Origin of the sequence: Streptacidiphilus albus JL83 (assembly GCF_000744705.1) — a bacterium.
Lineage (GTDB): Bacteria > Actinomycetota > Actinomycetes > Streptomycetales > Streptomycetaceae > Streptacidiphilus > Streptacidiphilus albus.
This window is the reverse complement of the sequence record NZ_JQML01000001.1, coordinates 2,567,405-2,584,878: the sequence shown is the minus strand read 5'-3', so window position 1 is coordinate 2,584,878 and position 17,474 is coordinate 2,567,405. Positions and strand designations below refer to the sequence as shown.

15 protein-coding genes are annotated in these 17,474 nt (G+C 72.6%); 7 read left to right on the top strand and 8 right to left on the bottom strand.

The features are described from left to right. Positions 1-145: 145 nt before the first annotated feature. The 4 genes from BS75_RS11190 to BS75_RS11175 all read left to right on the top strand — a co-directional run bounded on the left by BS75_RS11190 (position 146) and on the right by BS75_RS11175 (position 6,814). Positions 146-1,132, top strand: coding sequence for a LacI family DNA-binding transcriptional regulator (locus BS75_RS11190; protein WP_042437070.1), 987 nt, complete (start codon positions 146-148; stop codon positions 1,130-1,132). Positions 1,133-1,445: 313 nt separating this feature from the next. Then, complete coding sequence (locus tag BS75_RS11185; protein WP_034088125.1) at positions 1,446-1,943, top strand: DUF3145 domain-containing protein; 498 nt, start codon at positions 1,446-1,448, stop codon at positions 1,941-1,943. Positions 1,944-2,419: 476 nt separating this feature from the next. Continuing rightward, positions 2,420-4,345 carry a S53 family peptidase gene (locus tag BS75_RS11180; protein WP_052069345.1) on the top strand — a complete coding sequence of 642 codons (1,926 nt, stop codon included), beginning with the start codon at positions 2,420-2,422 and terminating at the stop codon, positions 4,343-4,345. A 432-nt stretch (positions 4,346-4,777) separates the two neighbouring features. After that, positions 4,778-6,814, top strand: coding sequence for a S53 family peptidase (locus BS75_RS11175; protein WP_042436969.1), 2,037 nt, complete (start codon positions 4,778-4,780; stop codon positions 6,812-6,814). A gap of 194 nt (positions 6,815-7,008) precedes the next feature. On the opposite strand, the gene BS75_RS11170 is transcribed toward BS75_RS11175, so the two are convergent. The 5 genes from BS75_RS11170 to BS75_RS11150 all read right to left on the bottom strand — a co-directional run bounded on the left by BS75_RS11170 (position 7,009) and on the right by BS75_RS11150 (position 12,078). After that, positions 7,009-8,274 (bottom strand): beta-ketoacyl-[acyl-carrier-protein] synthase family protein, encoded by a 1,266-nt coding sequence (locus BS75_RS11170; protein WP_034088122.1) that lies wholly within the window; start codon positions 8,272-8,274, stop codon positions 7,009-7,011. 133 nt (positions 8,275-8,407) lie between these two features. Beyond that, on the bottom strand, positions 8,408-8,650 hold the full coding sequence (locus BS75_RS11165) for an acyl carrier protein (protein WP_034088121.1): 243 nt from the start codon (positions 8,648-8,650) through the stop codon (positions 8,408-8,410). Positions 8,651-8,730: 80 nt separating this feature from the next. Further along, positions 8,731-9,726: a beta-ketoacyl-ACP synthase III gene (locus BS75_RS11160; protein WP_042437072.1), complete on the bottom strand. Its 996-nt coding sequence runs from the start codon at positions 9,724-9,726 to the stop codon at positions 8,731-8,733. Between the two features lie 107 nt (positions 9,727-9,833). After that, positions 9,834-10,778, bottom strand: a complete 945-nt coding sequence (locus tag BS75_RS11155) for an ACP S-malonyltransferase (RefSeq protein ID WP_034088120.1) — start codon at positions 10,776-10,778, stop codon at positions 9,834-9,836. Positions 10,779-10,881: 103 nt separating this feature from the next. Then, positions 10,882-12,078 carry a PucR family transcriptional regulator gene (locus BS75_RS11150; RefSeq protein WP_034092815.1) on the bottom strand — a complete coding sequence of 399 codons (1,197 nt, stop codon included), beginning with the start codon at positions 12,076-12,078 and terminating at the stop codon, positions 10,882-10,884. 365 nt (positions 12,079-12,443) lie between these two features. On the opposite strand from BS75_RS11150, the gene BS75_RS11145 reads away from it, so the two are divergent. Next, positions 12,444-13,199, top strand: coding sequence for a pirin family protein (locus BS75_RS11145; protein WP_052069344.1), 756 nt, complete (start codon positions 12,444-12,446; stop codon positions 13,197-13,199). 39 nt (positions 13,200-13,238) lie between these two features. Here the strand turns inward: BS75_RS11145 and BS75_RS11140 are convergent, their stop codons facing one another. After that, positions 13,239-14,066, bottom strand: a complete 828-nt coding sequence (locus tag BS75_RS11140) for a serine hydrolase domain-containing protein (protein ID WP_034088118.1) — start codon at positions 14,064-14,066, stop codon at positions 13,239-13,241. 112 nt (positions 14,067-14,178) lie between these two features. Here BS75_RS11140 and BS75_RS11135 point away from each other — a divergent pair, with 112 nt between their 5' ends. Both BS75_RS11135 and BS75_RS11130 read left to right on the top strand, forming a co-directional pair. Further along, a complete protein-coding gene (locus BS75_RS11135) occupies positions 14,179-14,589 on the top strand; it encodes a MerR family transcriptional regulator (protein ID WP_042436971.1) in 411 nt (136 codons plus the stop codon). Positions 14,590-14,594: 5 nt separating this feature from the next. Further along, a complete protein-coding gene (locus BS75_RS11130; RefSeq protein WP_034088117.1) occupies positions 14,595-15,611 on the top strand; it encodes an aldo/keto reductase in 1,017 nt (338 codons plus the stop codon). A gap of 25 nt (positions 15,612-15,636) precedes the next feature. On the opposite strand, the gene BS75_RS11125 is transcribed toward BS75_RS11130, so the two are convergent. After that, positions 15,637-16,842 (bottom strand): alpha/beta hydrolase, encoded by a 1,206-nt coding sequence (locus BS75_RS11125; protein WP_034088116.1) that lies wholly within the window; start codon positions 16,840-16,842, stop codon positions 15,637-15,639. Positions 16,843-17,253: 411 nt separating this feature from the next. Further along, positions 17,254-17,436, bottom strand: coding sequence for a hypothetical protein (locus tag BS75_RS11120; RefSeq protein ID WP_034088115.1), 183 nt, complete (start codon positions 17,434-17,436; stop codon positions 17,254-17,256). Between the last annotated feature and the right edge of the window lie 38 nt (positions 17,437-17,474).

The window sequence follows — 17,474 nt, the reverse complement described above, 5'->3', positions numbered from 1 at the left end:
GGAACGGGGCGGCGGCCGGTGCGGAGCGCGTAGCGTAGCTCCCGAGGTCCGTGCACAGCCCAGGACCTGAGCACAGCCCGTGAATCCGAGCGGAAACGAGGACGCCGTGGCAGCCGGCAACGTCGACACCGGACGACAGCCCGTGATGGCCGATGTGGCCCGGCTGGCCGGAGTGTCGCACCAGACCGTGTCCCGGGTGCTCAACGACAGCCCCCATGTGAAGGAGCAGACCCGGGACCGGGTGCTGGCCGCGATCCGGGAGCTCGACTACCACCCGAACTCGGCCGCCCGGGCGCTGGTCACCCGCCGCTCCAAGACCCTGGGCGTGGTCAGCTTCGACACCACCCTCTACGGCCCCGCCTCCATGCTCTACGGGATCGAGCAGGCGGCCCGCAGCGCCGGGTACTTCGTCAGCATCGCCAGCGTCCGCTCGCTGGACGCCCGCTCGGTCCAGGACGCGGTCGACCGGCTGCGGGACCAGGCGGTGGAGGGGGTGCTGGTGATAGCGCCGCAGACCTCGTCGGTCGGGGCGCTGGCCCAGGTCAGCAGCGCGGTGCCGATGGTGGCCCTGGGCTCGGGCGCCCACGGCCGGATCTCCGGTGCGGCCGTGGACAACGAGTCGGGCGCGCTGGCGGCCACCCGCTACCTGCTGGAGCTGGGCCACCGCACGGTCCACCATGTCGCCGGGCCCGCCAACTGGCTGGACGCCCAGGCGCGGCAGGCCGGCTGGCGGACCGCGCTGGAGTCGGCGGGCGCGCCGGTGCCGGAGGTGGTGCCGGGGGACTGGAGCGCCCGCTCGGGCTACCAGGCCGGGCTGCGGCTGCTGGCCGACCCCGAGGTCACCGCCGTCTTCTGTGCCAACGACCACATGGCGCTCGGGCTGCTGCGGGCGCTCAACGAGGCCGGGCGCGGGATCCCGGCCGCCGTCAGCGTGGTCGGCTTCGACGACATCCCGGAGGCCTCCTACTTCACCCCGCCGCTGACCACTGTCCGTCAGGACTTCGGCGAGCTGGGACGGCGCGGACTCGAACTGCTGGTCGCCGAGGTGGAGCACGGGAGCCGCGGTCGGGACCGGGTGCTGGTCGCCCCGGAACTGGTGCTGCGGCGCAGCACGGCCGCGGTCCGGAGCTGACCCGGACCGGAGCTGACGCGGCGACAGGAGTGCTGCGCGGGTGTGATGATGGGCTGGTACGGGTGGTGCGCGCCCCCATACGGGCGACAGGTGCGCGCTTTCGGGTGGTTCCGCTGGACGGGCACCCACGGCGGCCCCTCGCACGGTACCGTTTCCTCAGTCATCCGCCGCTGCGACGTCTCCTGTTGAGATTACTCCCTGTTGAGATAACCGAAGTGAACAGTGTTTGCACGAAGTCACTGCGGGCAACGCCTGCCGCAGGTGGCACGAGGCCGCTGGGGAAGGCGCCCCTCGCACCACTCAGGAGGTCCCGGTGACGACTCGTGGAGTTCTCTACCTGCACTCAGCGCCGCGCGCGCTCTGCCCGCACGTCGAGTGGGCCGTCGGCGGCGTGCTCGACCTGCGGATCAGCCTCGACTGGACCCGCCAGTCGGTCGCGCCCGGCAGTTGGCGCGCCGAGTACTCCTGGCAGGGCGACCCCGGCACCGCCTCCCGGCTCGCCTCGGCGCTGCGCGGCTGGCAGCTGCTGCGCTTCGAGGTCACCGCGGAACCCTGTGCGGGCGTCGAGGGCGAGCGCTACAGCAGCACTCCCGAGCTGGGCATCTTCCACGCGGTCACCGGAGCCCACGGTGACATCCTGATCCCCGAGGACCGGCTGCGCTCGGCGCTGCTGCGCTCCCGGGTGGGCGCCGACTGCTCACTGGAGGACGAGATCACCCGGCTGCTGGGCAAGCCCTGGGACGACGAACTGGAGCCGTTCCGGCACGCCGGCGAGAGCGCACCCGTCCGCTGGCTGCACCAGGTCGTCTGAGTCCCGCGCCGGGCCGCGCCCGGCCGTCACCTGCGCGCCCCCCGACTTCACCGTGATCCCGTTCCGGCCGGGCCGAGCGCTGCCCGGGGCCCGGCGGGCGGGTATGCCTCCGTGGAGGCACTCGCCCCGCCCCCGCCGTTTCGGCTGACTCGCCGTCAGCCCGTGTCCGCGTGAGTCGGCGCTGCATCCACCCGCTGTGGTGGCTGATGCCGACCAGTTCACGCCACTCCCTTGCGCACCAAATCCTTACCCGTGTACATATCACGGGAACATCCAGCACACGTGTTCCCACAGGTCGCTCCGCGTCCATGCACTGATGGACCTTCACTCCTGGAGTCGTCATTTCCCAGAACCACGCCTCACGCGGACGGCTGGCGCGGACGGCCACCGTCGCGGTCGCCTCGTTCGCCCTGGCGGGCGCCTCGCTCGCGCTTGCCGAACCCTCCCAGGCCGGTACTCCTGCCCCGCAGGCCAAGGTGCTGACCGGCACCCATCCCGACTGGGCCACCGCCTCGGCCGACGCCGGCGCGGTCCCTGCCGGGACCCAGGTCAGCGCCACTGTCTACCTGGCCGCCCAGAACTCCGCGCTGCTGGCCCAGGACGCCACCCTGGCCTCCGAGCCGACGGTCGACGGCAAGGCCAACCCGGCCTACGGCCGGTTCCTGAGCGCCGCCCAGGCCGGCGCCGAGTTCCTGCCGTCCTCGGCCCAGCGCGCGGCCGTGGTGGGCTGGCTGGAGAGCGCCCACCTCCGGATCACCACGAACAACGCGCACGAGGTGACCGTCTCCGGCACGCCCGCGCAGATCAGCCAGGCCTTCGGCACCCGGATCGAGCAGTACCGGGTGAACGGCACCCTGGTCCACGCTCCGGTCGCGGACGCGGTCGTCCCGGCCGGGGTCTCCGCCGACGTCCTCGGCGTGGTCGGCCTGGCCGGCAACGCGCCGGCCGCCAAGCCGGACTACGTCCGGGTCAACGCCTCGGCCACCGGGACCGGCAGCAAGAGCGGCCACGGTCTGCCGACCGTGGCGACCTGCTCGAACTACTGGGGCCAGAAGACCGCCACCGGGGCGCCCGCGGGCTACACCAAGTCGACCTCCTTCGACCAGTGCGCGCTCTACCCCGCGCAGGAGCGCAAGGCGTACGGCATCAACGCCTCGCACCTGACCGGCAAGGGCGCGACGGTGGCCATCGTGGACGCCTACGCCTCCTCGACCATGCTGGCCGACGCCAACCAGTTCGCCACCAACCACGGCGACAAGCCGTTCCGGGCCGGCCAGTACACCGAGGTGGTCAACCAGGCCGACTGGAACAGCCAGGCCGCCTGCGGCGGGGCGAGCGGCTGGGCCCCGGAGGAGTCGCTGGACGTGGAGATGGTGCACGGGCTCGCCCCGGACGCCAACGTCGTCTACGTCGGCGCCAACTCCTGCAACGACAGCGACCTGTTGGGCGCGATATCCGACGTGGTGGACAACCACCTCGCGGACGTCATCTCCAACTCGTGGGGTGAGCTCATGCACACCACGGACAACCAGGACATCAGCAGCGCCGAGATCGCCGCCTTCACCCAGGTCTTCGAGCAGGCCGCGGTCGAGGGCATCGGCATCAACTTCTCGGCCGGCGACTGCGGCGACTCCTCGCCGCTGGCCGCCGCCACCGGCGCCAACTGCCAGGCGGACACCCCGTACGCGCAGGCCGACTGGCCGGACTCGTCGCCGTGGGTGACCTCGGTCGGCGGCACCGCGCTCGGCCTGGCGACCAAGTCCGGCGTCTACGGCTTCGAGACCGACATGGGCACGCTGCGCTCGGCGCTCTCGACCGACGGCAGCAGCTGGACGCCGCTCCCGGGCTCGTTCTACTTCGGCGGCGGCGGTGGCACCAGCCAGGACTTCACCCAGCCCTGGTACCAGCGCGGGGTCGTCCCCAACTCGCTGTCGCACACCCTGATGACCGGCGCCCACAGCGCGACCGCGCAGCGGGTGACCCCGGACGTGGCGATCAACGGTGACCTGTACACCTCGGTGCTGGTCGGCATGTCCGACGGCAGCCCGTACAGCGAGTCCGGCTACGGCGGCACCAGCGTCTCCTCCCCGTCGTTCGCGGCGGTCCAGGCCGACGCCATCCAGGCCCAGGGCCACGCGATCGGCTTCGCCAACCCGGAGATCTACGCCCGCGCCGACCTCTTCACCGACGTGGTGAACCGGCAGGCCGAGCACAGCAGCACGCCGCTCAGCGCGGTCGCCGACTTCGGCGTCATCAGCGGCTCGCTGCGGGTGCGGCTGGTCGCCTTCGGCGAGGACACCAGCCTCCAGGCGGTCCCCGGCTACGACGACGCCACCGGCGTCGGCTCGCCGAACCTGCTCTACCTGGACTCCTTCAAGCCGTGGTTCGGCCACTGGTCGTAGTCCGACGGCAGGACCGGGGCCCGGCGGAGAACTCCTCCGCCGGGCCCCGGCGCGTTCCGGCGGGGTCGGCGTCCCGTCGAAATAGCCGGACTGTCCGGAATATCCACGAGGAGTTCCCACGGATTTCCTCCGGGGACCGTTCCGCTCGAATCGACCATTCGTCACAGAGTCGACAAACAGCGCCTTTCCTGCGCGCCGGAACCCCTGAAGGGCCTCCCACCTGCTGTCTCGTCATATATCGCGGAGGTGAACCGGATGTTGCATCCACTGGCCGTGGTGACAGTTTCGGCAGTACTTCGGGTGAACCTCTTGCGCCTCAATTCTCACCCCGTGTACACATCACCTGAGCACTCCGAACGAGCGTTCACATGGGGTGCACCTCCCCCCATGTCCTGACGGACCATCACTCCTGGAGTCGTCATTTCCGAAACCATGTCCTCCCGTGGACGGCGCACCCGCATAGGCACCGTGGCCGTGGCCTCGCTGGCCCTGGCGACCGGCACCCTGGCCCTGGCCTCGCCCTCGCAGGCGGCCCCCGCCGCCGCCGCTCCGCAGGCGAAGGTGCTCCCGGGTTCGCACCCGCAGTGGGCGACCGCCGCCGCCGACAAGGGCGCCGTCCCGGCCGCGACGCAGAGCACTGCCACGGTCTACCTGGCCGCCTCGAACGCCGCCGGTCTGGCCGCGTACGCCACGGCCGCCTCCACCCCGGGCAACGCCCTCTACGGCCACTTCCTGAGTGCCGCCCAGATCAAGTCCGAGTACCTGGCCACCCCGCAGCAGATCGCCGCCGTCCGGCTCTGGCTGACCAAGGCCGGCCTGCACATCGTCGGTACCCCCACCGAGCACGCCATCAACGTCAGCGGCACCGCCGCGCAGATGAAGGTGGCCTTCGGCACCACGCTGCACAGCTACGACATCAAGGGCCAGACCCTGCGCGCCCCGGCGAGCAACGCGGTCGTCCCGGCCTCCGTGGCCTCCTACGTGCTCGGCGTGACCGGCCTCAACTCCGGTACCCCCACCGTGAAGTCGCAGGCGGTCCCGGTCAGCGCCCTGGCGCGGGCCACCGGCGCCTCGGCGTCCAAGGGCGGGCTGGCGACCACGGCCACCTGCTCCACCAGCTGGGACTCGAAGAAGGCGGTCGGCGCCCCGCGCGGCTACACCGACTCGACCTACTACGACCAGTGCGCCCTCGACCCGGCGCAGCTGCGCGAGGCCTACGGGATCACCAAGACCGGGCTGACCGGCAAGGGTGTCACCGTCGCCATCGTGGACGCCTACGGCTCCTCGACGATGCTCGCCGACGCCAACCAGTACGCCACCAACCACGGTGACAAGGCGTTCCGCAAGGGCCAGTACACCGAGGACGTCACCCCGGCGGACTGGAACAGCCTCGACGCCTGCCAGGGTGCCGCCGGTTGGGCCCCCGAGGAGGCCCTGGACGTCGAGATGACGCACGGGCTCGCCCCGGACGCCAACGTCGTCTACGTCGGCGCCAACTCCTGCAACGACAACGACCTCTCGGCCGCGCTGGCCAAGATCGTCGACGGCCACCTCGCGGACATCGTGTCCAACTCGTGGGCCGGCATCATGTACTCCAACGCTGCGGGCGACGGCGAGTCCCCGACCTCGATCGCCGCGTACGAGCAGATCTTCCAGGAGGGCGCGGCCGAGGGCATCGGCTTCGACTTCTCCGCGGGCGACTGCGGCAACGACTCCCCGGCCGCCGCGGCGACCGGCGTCAACTGCGACCCGAGCACCACCCAGGCGCAGGCGGAGTACCCGTCCTCCGACCCGTGGGTGACCGATGTCGGCGGTGCGGCGCTCGAGGTGTCCAACGCCAAGGGCGGCTTCAAGTCCGAGACCGACATGGGCTCGCTGGTGTCGAACCTGACCGCCAACGGCAAGGGCTGGAGCCCGCTGCCCGGTCAGTTCTTCTTCGGCGGCGGCGGTGGCACCAGTGCCTACTTCGCCCAGCCGTTCTACCAGGTCGGCATCGTGCCGAGCAGCCTGTCGCACACCCTGATGACCGGTGCCGCCAGCACCACCGCGCAGCGGGTCACCCCGGACGTGGCGATGAACGGCGACCTGTTCACCTCGGTCCTGGTCGGCTTCTCCGACGGCAGCCCGTACAGCGAGGGCGGCTACGGCGGCACCAGCGTCTCCTCCCCGGAGTTCACCGCTGTGCAGGCCGACGCCATGCAGGCGGCGCACCGCGCCTTCGGCTTCGCCAACCCGGCGATCTACTCGCGCTACGGCAGCAAGGACTTCTACGACGTCGTCAACAAGACGGCGCTGAACGGCCAGCCGCCGCTGAGCGCGGTCTTCGACCCGGGCATGGTCAACGGGAGCCTCGGCGCCCAGCTGGTCGCCTTCGGTCGTGACTACGGCCTGACCGCCACCCCCGGCTACGACGACGCCACCGGCGTCGGCTCGCCGACGGCGGCCTACCTGGAGTCGTTCGAGAAGTAACGATTCGCCAGTAGTGCAGCAGCACGCAGTACCGCACCGCTCATGACGCCGGGGCCCGGTGGAGGAATCCTCCACCGGGCCCCGGTTCGTGCGTCACGGTCGCCGCTCCGGAACGCGCCGCGCCCCGCACGGGTGGTCCGTGCGGGGCGCGGGAGCGTGGCGGCCGGGCGGGCCCGGCGGCGGTCAGGCGGCGGTCAGGCGCGGCGGAAGGCCAGCACGACGTTGTGGCCGCCGAAGCCGAAGGAGTTGTTCAGCGCCGCGATCGGGCCCTCGGGCAGGGCGCGGGCCTCGCCGATGACGATGTCGGCGTCGACCTCCGGGTCCAGGTCGTCCACGTTGATGGTGGGCGGCGCGAGCCGGTGGTGCAGGGCGAGGACGGTGGCGACGGTCTCGATGCCGCCCGCGCCGCCGAGCAGGTGGCCGGTCATCGACTTGGTCGCGGAGATCGCGATGTGGTCGACGTGGTCGCCGAGCTCCTTGCGCAGCGCCTTGATCTCGGCGACGTCGCCCTGCGGGGTCGAGGTGGCGTGCGCGTTCAGGTGCACCACCTCCGCCTTGTCCAGGTCGGTCGACTCGAAGAGGTGCGCCAGCGCGCGGGCGATGCCGGCGCCGGTGGGCTCGGGCTGGGCGATGTGGTGGGCGTCCGAGGACAGGCCCTGGCCGACGGCCTCGCAGTAGACCCGGGCGCCGCGGGCCGCCGCGTGCGCGGCGGACTCCAGCACGATCACGCCGGCGCCCTCGCCCAGGACGAAGCCGTCACGGGCCTTGTCGTAGGGGCGCGAGGCGGTCTGCGGGTGCTCGTTGTTCTTGGACATCGCCATCATGTTGGCGAAGGCGACGATGGGCAGCGGGTGGATCGCCGCCTCGGTGCCGCCGGCGACCACGACGTCGGCCCGGCCGGTGCGGATCATCTCGATGGCGTAGCCGATGGCCTCGGCGCCGGAGGCGCAGGCGCTGACCGGGGTGTGCACGCCGGCCCGCGCGCCGATCTCCAGGCCGACGTTGGCCGCCGGGCTGTTCGGCATCAGCATCGGGACGGTGTGCGGGGAGACGCTGCGGACGCCCTTCTCCCGCAGCACGTCGTACTGGTCCAGCAGGGTCGTCACGCCGCCGATGCCGGAGGCGACGACCGCGCCCAGCCGGTCGGGGTCGACGGTCGAGCCCTCGGCGGTCGCCGGGGTCTCGAAGCCGGCGTCGGCCCAGGCCTCGCGGGCCGCGATCAGCGCGAACTGGGCGGAGCGGTCCAGCTTGCGGGTCTGGTGCTTGGGGATGATCTCCCCGGGCTCCACGGCGGTCCGGGCGGCGATCCGGACCGGCAGGTCGGCGGCCCAGGCCTCGGTCAGCTCGCGGGCGCCGGAGCGGCCGTTGACCAGACCCTCCCAGGTGGAGGCGGCGTCGCCGCCGAGCGGCGTGAAAGCGCCGATCCCTGTGACGACCACGGTGCGGTTGTCGTTGGTCACTGCTGTTTCTCCCACGTCTGCGTCTGCCCGGAGGGCATGAAGGGCCGGTTGTGTCGGGTTGAGAGGTACGGGGGGTGGGGCACCCCGCGGACGGGGTGCCCCCTCATCCAGAGTTCGGACTCGGACTCAGGACTCAGGCGTGCTTGAGGATGTAGTCCACTGCGTCGCCGACGGTCTTGAGGTTCTTGACCTCGTCGTCCGGGATCTTGACGTCGAAGCGCTCTTCAGCGGCGACGACGACCTCGACCATGGACAGCGAGTCGACGTCCAGGTCGTCGGTGAACGACTTGTCCAGCTCGACGTCCTCGGCCGGGATCCCGGCGATCTCGTTGACGATCTCCGCGAGACCGGAAAGGACCTCGTCCTTGGTGGCCATGTCGGCACTCCTTCTTGTTGTGCGCTCCCCGTGATCCGCGGGAGTGCGGGTCACGGTCGTCGGTGGTGGTGCGGGTGGTACTAGGGGAGGGTAACGACTGTCGCGGCGTAGACCAGACCCGCCCCGAAGCCGATGATCAGCGCCAGGTCGCCGCTCTTGGCCTCACCGGTCTGCAGCATCCGCTCCATGGCCAGCGGGATCGAGGCGGCCGAGGTGTTCCCGGTCTCCGCGATGTCGCGGGCCACCGGGATGTTCGGCGGCAGCTTCAGCGCCTTGATCATGGCATCGATGATCCGCATGTTGGCCTGGTGCGGGATGAACGCGCCCAACTGGTCGGCGGTGATCCCGGCGGCGTCCAGCGCCTTCTGCGCGGCCTTGGCCATGTCCCAGACGGCCCAGCGGAAGACCGCCTGGCCCTCCATCCGCAGCGCCGGCCAGCTGCTGGTGCCCTCCTCGTGGGCCTCGCTCGGGCCGTTCACCGCGTCGACCTTGCCGAAGGCGGTGTCCCAGGCCTCGGTCTGGCTGATGACGTCCTTCTGGGCGCCGTCCGAGCCCCAGACCAGCTTGCCGATGCCGGGGGTGTCCGAGGGGCCGACCACGGCCGCGCCCGCGCCGTCGCCGAAGATGAAGGCGGTGGAGCGGTCGGTGACGTCGGTCAGGTCGGACAGCCGCTCGACGCCGATCACCACGACGTACTCGGCGCTGCCGCTGCGGACCAGGCCGTCGGCGATGCCGAGGCCGTAGCCGAAGCCGGCGCAGGCGGCCGAGATGTCGAAGGCGGGGGCGGTGCCGCAGCCGAGCCGCAGGGCGATCTCGGTGGCGATGGCCGGGGTCTGCTTGAGGTGCGAGACGGTGGCCACGATCACCGCGCCGATCTGCTCGGGGGCGATCCCGGCCTGGGCGATGGCCTTCCCGGCGGCCTGCACGGACATCTCCGCGACGGTCTCCTCGGGCCCGGCCCAGCGGCGCTCGGTGATGCCGCTGCGGGTGCGGATCCACTCGTCGGAGGAGTCGATCCACTCCAGCACCTCGGAGTTCGGGATCACCCGGACCGGGCGGTAGCCGCCCACGCCCATGATCCGGGCGAACGCGGCACCGGTTCCGGCCTGTATCTGCGGGACGCTCGGGGACTCGGCGGAGTCCGAGGAACCGCCGGTCGGCTGTGCGTCGGAAGGCTGTGCGGTCATACGGCGTCCCCCTCGGGAATGGCGTGCTCGGCGATCAACTCACGGGCCCGGTCCAGGTCGGCGGGAGTCTTGAGGGCGAGGGTAGCCACCCCCTTCAGGTTCCGCTTAACCAGGTTGGTCAGCGTCCCAGCAGGTGGGACCTCGATCACCGCGGTCGCGCCCAGGCGCTCCAGCGCCTCCATGCAGAGGTCCCAGCGGACCGGGTTGGAGACCTGCGAGACCAGCCGCGCCAGCACCTCCGTGCCACCGTCGACGGTCTTGCCGTCGGCGTTCGACACGTAGGGCACGGCCGGGTCGGCGACCGGGATGCCGGGGGCGATCCGGGCCAGCCGGTCCACGCCGGGGGCCATGTGCGAGGTGTGGAAGGCGCCGGCCACGGACAGGCTGATCAGCCGGGCCTTGGCCGGGGGGTCGGCCTTGAAGGCCGCCAACTGCTCCAGCGTGCCGGCGGCGACGATCTGGCCGCCGCCGTTGTTGTTGGCAGCGGTCAGTCCGTACTCGGCGAGCTTGGCCGTCACCTCGTCCGGGTCGCCGCCGAGAACGGCGCACATCCCGGTCGCGGTGGTGGCCGCGGCGCCGGCCATGGCCAGCCCGCGCTGGCGCACGAAGGCCATCGCCGACTCGGCGGACAGCACCCCGGAGAGCACCGCGGTGGTGATCTCACCGACGCTGTGTCCGGCGACCGCGCCGACCCGCCCCAGCTGCGCGGCGCCGGGAAGCAGCGCGTGCGCGGCGGCCAGTCCGGCCGCGACCAGCAGCGGCTGGGCGACGGCGGTGTCCTTGATGGTCTCCGCGTCCGCCTCGGTGCCGTAGTGCACCAGGTCGAGCCCGGCCACGGCGGACCACCAGTGCAGGCGGTCGGCCACGCCCTCGACCTCCAACCAGGGGGCGAGGAATCCGGGCGTCTGAGCGCCTTGTCCGGGAGCAACGATTACGAGCACAGAACCAACCTTCTCTCGACGGGGCCACCGGGCGCGGGTGGGGACGGCCACGAAGAACCGCAGCCGCAGTTGTGGATTCCCTACAGGAGCATATTTGTGCAGCTCACCCTGCTTGGAGTCGCCCCAGCGCCAGGGCGATGCGCAGGGTGAAGGCCGAACGCACGTCGGAGGGAGCGTAGCCGGTGACATCGGTCACACGTCGCAGCCGGTAGCGGACGGTGTTCGGGTGCACGAACAGCATCCGGGCCGCGCCCTCCAACGAGGACGCCTGCTCCAGGTAGACGGAGAGGGTGTCGAGCAGCGCCGATCCGGCCTCGTCCAGCGGGGTGTAGATCTCCTCGACCAGTTGGCGCCGCGCCGCCGGGTCGCCGGCCAGCGCCCGTTCCGGCAGCAGGTCGTCGGCGAGCACCGGGCGCGGGGCGTCCGGCCAGGCCGCGCAGGCCTTCAGCCCGGCGGCGGCGGCCTGGGCCGAGCGGGTCGCGGACAGCAGGTCGCCGACGATCGGGCCGATGACCACCGGACCCGCCGCGAACTGGCCGATCAGCGCCCGCGCGGCCGGGACCGGGTCGAAGACCCGCTCCGGCTTGCGCCCGCCGTCGCCGACCACGACCACCAGACGCGAGCCCAGCACCCCGGTCAGCACGTGCAGCTTGGCGTGCCGGGAGGCCCGGCGGATGGCCTCGACCACCAGCTCGCTGTCCCCGGCCGGGGCGCTGCCCATCACCACCATGACCCGGTCCGGCGAGCCCCAGCCCAGCGCGGCGGCCCGGGACAGCACGCCCTCGTCCGCGTCGCCGGAGAGCAGCGAGTTGACGACCAGGGCCTCCAGCCGGGCGTCCCAGGCGCCGCGCGCCTCCGCCGCCTGGGCGTAGACCTGGGCGGTGGCGAAGGCGATCTCCCGGGCGTAGACCAGGACCGCCTCGCGCAGCCCGTCCTCGCCGCCGGGGGAGGCGACCTCGTCGATGGCCTCCTCGACCACCTCGATGGTGGTCCGGATCATCTCCACGGTCTGACGCAGCGTCACCGCCCGGGTCAGCTCGCGCGGCGCGGTGCCGAAGACGTCCGTGCTGATCGCCTGGGGGGCCTCCGGGTGGCGGAACCACTCGGTGAAGGCGGCGATGCCGGCCTGGGCGACCAGGCCGATCCAGGAGCGGTGCTCCGGCGGCATGTTGCGGTACCAGGAGAGGTTCTCGTCCATCCGCGCGATGGCGGCGGTGGAGAGCTTCCCGGCGGCGCGCTCCAGCCGCTTCAGGGTGGCGGCGTGCCGTTCCGCCCGTTCGGCGGCGGTCCGGCGCTCTATGGCCGTCCCGCGCGGGGAGCCCCGGTGCGGGGGAGCGGCGGTGGCCTCCTCGGCGGTGGTCTCCTCGGCGGCGGTGTCCTCGGCGGTGGGCCGGTCGGCGGCAGCCTTGGGGACCGTCTTCGCCCGGGACTTCGCGGAGGTCTTCGAGGCGGGCCTCGACGTGGCCTTCGGGTCGGTGGCCGGATCGGTCGTCGGCGTTGACTTCTTCGCAGGGGCGGCAGGCACGGGTCCAAGCCTGCCCTACGCGGGGCGGTCCGAGCGCCGAGCAGCACGGATGCGCCGCGTGGCAACGGTCACAGCGGGGCTGTGCGGGTGGCGGACGTGCCGTCGGGCCGTGCACCCGGCCGGGACGATAGCGTCGGGGCATGCCTGAACGGACCCCGGAAGAGCCGCCCGCGCCCGCGTTGACGGTGCACCGCGCCGAGGAGCGCCACACCTCCGCCCCGGAGCCCGGCGTGCTGACCCGGCACGCGTTCTCCTTCTCCGGGCACTACGACCCGGCCAACACCCACTTCGGGGCGCTGCTGGCCTGCAACGAGGAGCTGCTGGCGCCCGGAGCCGGCTTCGCTCCGCACCGGCACCGCGACACCGAGATCCTGACCTGGGTGGTCGAGGGCGCGCTGGCGCACCGGGACGACCGGGGGCATGCCGCGATCGTCCGACCCGGTCGGCTGCAGTACCTCAGCGCCGGCAGCGGGGTCAGCCACAGCGAGAGGAATGTCGCCGGTGCGACGGAGCCGGTGCGGTTCGTGCAGTTCTGGCTCCAGCCGGAGGTCTTCGGCGCCGAGCCCGCCTATGCGCTGGGCGCCGTCGACGAGGACGCCTCGCTGCTGGTGTCCGGCGCCCGGCTGCGGCGCGGCGACGCGGCGCTGCACCTGCTCCGGGCCGGGCCCGGCCGTCCGCTGCCCGCGCTGCCGGAAGCGCCCTACCGCTACCTGCACGTGGTCCGCGGCGGCTTCGGCTTCCGGACGCAGCCCGGGCCGCGCGGGGTCGGCCGGGAGCTGGGCCCCGGCGACAGCCTCAGGATCAGCGGCGCGGCCGCTCCGGCCGGTCCGGTGGCCGGTCCGGACGGCGTCGAGGTGCTGCTCTGGGCGATGCACTCGGGTCTGCGCCACGGCTGAGCGGCGGCCCGCCCGGAGCAGCCGTCCCCGGTGCCGGGCTCAGTGCCGCAGCTCCCGCAGCACGGCGTCGCTGAAGGCAGGCCAGAGCTCGGCGGCCCAGGGGCCGAAGTCGCGGTCGGTCAGCGCGACGCAGGCCGCGCCGGCCTCCGGGTCCACCCACAGGAAGGTGCCGCTCTGGCCGAAGTGGCCGAAGGCGGTCGGGGAGTTGTCCAGGCCCATCCAGTGCGGAGCCTTGTGGTCGCGCAGGTCGAAGCCCAGGCCCCAGTCGTTGGGGCGCTGGTGGCCGAAGCCGGGCAGCACGCCGCTCAGCCCGGGGAAGGCGACGGCGGTCGCCTCGGCCAGGGTGGCCGGGTCGAGCACCCTCGGCGCCTGCAGCTCGGCGGCGAAGCGGGCCAGGTCGGCGGCGGTGGACCGGCCGCCCGCGCCGGCCGGGCTCTTGGCGGCCGGGTCGAGCACGGTGGCGTCCATCCCGAGCGGGGCGAACACCGCCTCGGCGGCGTACTGGGGGAACGGGATGCCGGTGGCCTTCTCCACGGTCTCGGCGAGGACGTCGAAGCCGGCGTTGGAGTAGAGCCTGCGGGTGCCGGGGGCGGCCATCGGGCGGTTCTCGTCGAAGGCGAGACCGGAGGTGTGGGCCAGCAGGTGGCGCACGGTCGAGCCCTCGGGGCCGGCCGGGTCGTCCAGCTCCAGCGCGCCCTCCTCCACCGCGACCAGCACCGCGTAGGCGGTGAGCGGCTTGGTCACCGAGGCGAGGGGGAAGGGGTGCTGCTGCGGTCCGTGGCTCCCGGCGAGGGTGCCGTCGCGCCGGACCACGGCGACCGCAGCGGTCGGCACCGGCCATGTATCGATCATCCGCAGGCTGTCCATGGCCCCCAACCTACCGAACGCCCCCGGCCGGACTTCCGGCAGCGCTTGCCTTGAGTGCACTCCAACTCTGTAGGTTCGATGTCAGACGAACGAACGACGGAAGGAAGCGGCGATGTCACTCGCGGTCGCACTGCCCGTGGAACCGGTGGGGAGCCAGGACGACACCCCTCGCTACACCATCGGCCAGGTCGTCGGCCGCACCGGACTCAGCGCGCACACCCTGCGCTGGTACGAGCGGATCGGCTTGCTGGAGCACCCGGCCCGCTCGCACTCCGGCCAGCGGCGCTTCAGCGACCGCGACCTGGCCTGGCTGGAATTCCTGGGCAAGCTCCGGCTCACCGCGATGCCGGTGGCGGACATGGTCCGCTACGCCGAGCTGCGCCGCGAGGGGGAGTGCACCGCCGCCGCCCGGCGCGAGCTGCTGGTGCGGCACCGCGAGGAGGTCCGGCAGCGGATCGCCGACCTCCAGGCCACCCTTCTGATCATCGACTGCAAGATCGACGCATACGCGGAGAGGCAGTAACAGCTATGAGCAGCAACGTCATTCCGACCACCACCCTCGGCACCGACGGCCCGGTGGTGGGCGTCCAGGGCCTCGGCTGCATGGGCATGAGCGAGTTCTACGGTGAGACCGACACCACCGAGGCGCTGGCGACGCTGGAGCGCGCGCTGGAGCTCGGGGTCACCCTGTTCGACACCGCCGACATCTACGGCAGCGGTCACAACGAGGAGCTGATCGGCCCCTTCGTCCGGGCCAACCGGGACAAGGTGGTGCTCGCCACCAAGTTCGCCATCGAGCGCCGCGCCGACGACCCGACCTACCGGGCGGTCCGGAACGACCCGGCCTACATCCGGCAGGCCGTCGACGCCAGCCTGCGCCGCCTCGGCGTGGACGTGATCGACCTGTACTACATGCACCGCCGCGACCCGCAGGTGCCGCTGGCGGAGTCGGTCGGCGCCATGGCCGAGCTGGTCACGGCCGGCAAGGTCCGTCACCTCGGGCTCTCCGAGGTGACCGGCGCGGAGCTGCGCGAGGCGCACGCGGTTCACCCGATCAGCGCACTCCAGTCCGAGTGGTCGCTGTTCTCCCGCGACGTCGAGCTGAGCGCGGTCCCGGCCGCGGTCGAGCTCGGCACCGCCGTCGTGCCCTACTCGCCGCTCGGCCGGGGCTTCCTCACCGGCTCCTTCGCCAACGCGTCGGAGCTGGGCCAGGGCGACTTCCGGAACAGCCAGCCGCGCTTCACCGGGGACAACGCCGCCCGCAACGCCGCGCTGCTGGTCCCCGTCCAGAAGATCGCCGCCGCCCACGGCGCGACCCCGGCCCAGGTCGCCCTGGCCTGGGTGCAGCAGCGGGCCGAGGTGCACGGGCTGACGGCGGTGGTCCCGATCCCGGGCACCCGCAGGCGCACCCGGCTGGAGGAGAACACCGGCGCCACGGCGCTGCGGCTGAGCGCCGAGGAGCTGGCCCTGCTGGAGCCGATCGCCGCGCAGGTCGCCGGCGACCGCTACCCGGACATGAGCAGCACGTCCGCCGCGCGGGAGTAGCGGCCCGGGGTGCGCGGGGCCCGGGCTAGAGGCCGCTGAGGCAGCTGTCGCCGGTGGTGCGGCAGGTGACGTCGGGGTAGCGGCCGAGGCCGATGTCGGCGAAGTTGCGCAGGCTGGCGGTGCCCGGGTCCAGGTAGTCGGCGTGGCCGTAGGAGCCGGTCGAGGAGATCACCCGGGAGCCGAAGTCCGAGCTGGTCGGGTCGGCGCCGTGGCCGAGGCCGGCCACCTCCAGGTACGGGACGTCGCCGATCCAGTCCCCGGGGTTGCGGGCGGTCGCCCACAGCCGGACGCCGTCGCCCAGCGCGGCGGCGTCCGGCACGTCCATGCCGGGGCTGCCGAAGACCACCATGTCGCTGACCCCCTGCGGGGCGGCGATGTCCGGGGCGGCGATCCCGCACACCACCGAGCCGTAGGAGTGGCAGAACAGCGAGGGGGCGGCGTCCGGGTGGGCGGTGACCGCCAGCCCGGACATCAGGCTCTCCAGGCGCGGCGCGGCGGCCTGCGCCAGCCGCGCGGTGGCGGCGTCCGCGCCGAGGCCGACCGGGGTGACGTAGCCGGACCACGCTATGACCGCCGTGCTGGTGCCGGGCGAGACCGCGTCCTCCTCGGAGCGCAGCTGCATGGCCATGCCGGCCGTGCCCTTCAGCGGGGCGGCGGTGGTGCCGTAGAAGTGCTCCAGGTCCATGTCGGAGCCGGGGACCAGGACCGAGACCCGCTCGGCGGTGGAGAGGTCACCGAAGACCTCGGCGACCAGTCCGCGTCCGCGCGGGTCGAAGGCCAGCACCTGGTGGCCGGGGGTGAGCAGCCGCTGCAGCATGGCGATCCGGCTCTGCGCCGCGATCCGGTCGGCGGAGTCGGTCGACGAATCCGCGACCTTGGCCTGCTGGTGGGCCAGTTCCTGCTGCATCGCCTGCTCGTTGGCCTGGTAGCGCAGGGCTGGCGGGGCGCCGTCGAAGTTCCCCACCACCAGCGGGTACTTGCGCACCAGCCGCTGCTGCTCGGCGGCGGAGAGCCCGGCGAAGAAGCGGGCGACGTCGGTCGCGCTCGCGGTGGCGGGGTTCGGCATGGTCAGGCCCAGCGAGTGGTCGTGGGTCCAGGCGGTGCTGCCCGCAGGCGGCGTCGTGATGGCGATCTGCTCGTCGGAGACGGCGGCGCCGGCTGCGGCGGCTCCGGTTCCGGCGAGGATGGTGACGGAGACCATGGCCGCAATCAAGGTGCGCCTGAACCGCATACGCGTGACTCCTCGGGGGGTACGGCGACCGTCGCACGGGCCGGGCCCGGGGGTCTCGCTTCGAGATGATTCTGAGATGTTCTGCGCAAGCGTAAGCGCACCGCAGGCCTGCGTACGACGTACGGGCGATTCGCATAATGCGACAAGCCTCACAAAGGCGGGTGGAACGACCCTTGATTCCCGGCGAATTCATGGAATTCGGATGGCTGCCGGACTGCGCCGGGTCGTCCGTCCGGCGGTGCGCGGCCCGGTGCGGACGGCGCGGAAGGCGCGCACGGCGCGCGTTCCGGCGCGGGAGGCGCCGCGCCGAGCCATGACCGCGCCGCGGAGCGCCCGCGCCCGGAACGACCGAGCCGGGGCTGCCGTCGTGGGAACGACGACTGCCCCGGCTCCGGACCGACCGCTCCGCGGTCAGACCTCGATGTCCTCGGCCTGCTTGCCGTGGACCTGGTCCCACGCCTCCGACACGTACCGCTCGCGCTCGATCAGGGTGAGCTCGGGGAAGTAGTCCTTGAGCCGCTCCACCACGGTCTGCTCCGGCTCGTGGCACTCGTGCAGCAGGAACGCGGCCTTGTGGATGATCTGGCTGTCCATCTGTGGTGATACCTCCCGAAACCCCGCCGACCCGGTGC

What these genes read in the sequence shown, in the direction of transcription:
- BS75_RS11190 (WP_042437070.1), top strand. Translation starts at nt 146, where the DNA reads ATGGCCGATGTGGCCCGGCTGGCCGGAGTGTCGCACCAGACCGTGTCC.
- BS75_RS11175 (WP_042436969.1), top strand. Translation starts at nt 4,778, where the DNA reads ATGTCCTCCCGTGGACGGCGCACCCGCATAGGCACCGTGGCCGTGGCC.
- BS75_RS11165 (WP_034088121.1), bottom strand. Translation starts at nt 8,650, where the DNA reads ATGGCCACCAAGGACGAGGTCCTTTCCGGTCTCGCGGAGATCGTCAAC.
- BS75_RS11160 (WP_042437072.1), bottom strand. Translation starts at nt 9,726, where the DNA reads ATGGGCGTGGGCGGCTACCGCCCGGTCCGGGTGATCCCGAACTCCGAG.
- BS75_RS11145 (WP_052069344.1), top strand. Translation starts at nt 12,444, where the DNA reads ATGCCTGAACGGACCCCGGAAGAGCCGCCCGCGCCCGCGTTGACGGTG.
- BS75_RS11140 (WP_034088118.1), bottom strand. Translation starts at nt 14,066, where the DNA reads ATGGACAGCCTGCGGATGATCGATACATGGCCGGTGCCGACCGCTGCG.
- BS75_RS11135 (WP_042436971.1), top strand. Translation starts at nt 14,179, where the DNA reads ATGTCACTCGCGGTCGCACTGCCCGTGGAACCGGTGGGGAGCCAGGAC.
- BS75_RS11130 (WP_034088117.1), top strand. Translation starts at nt 14,595, where the DNA reads ATGAGCAGCAACGTCATTCCGACCACCACCCTCGGCACCGACGGCCCG.
- BS75_RS11125 (WP_034088116.1), bottom strand. Translation starts at nt 16,842, where the DNA reads ATGCGGTTCAGGCGCACCTTGATTGCGGCCATGGTCTCCGTCACCATC.
- BS75_RS11120 (WP_034088115.1), bottom strand. Translation starts at nt 17,436, where the DNA reads ATGGACAGCCAGATCATCCACAAGGCCGCGTTCCTGCTGCACGAGTGC.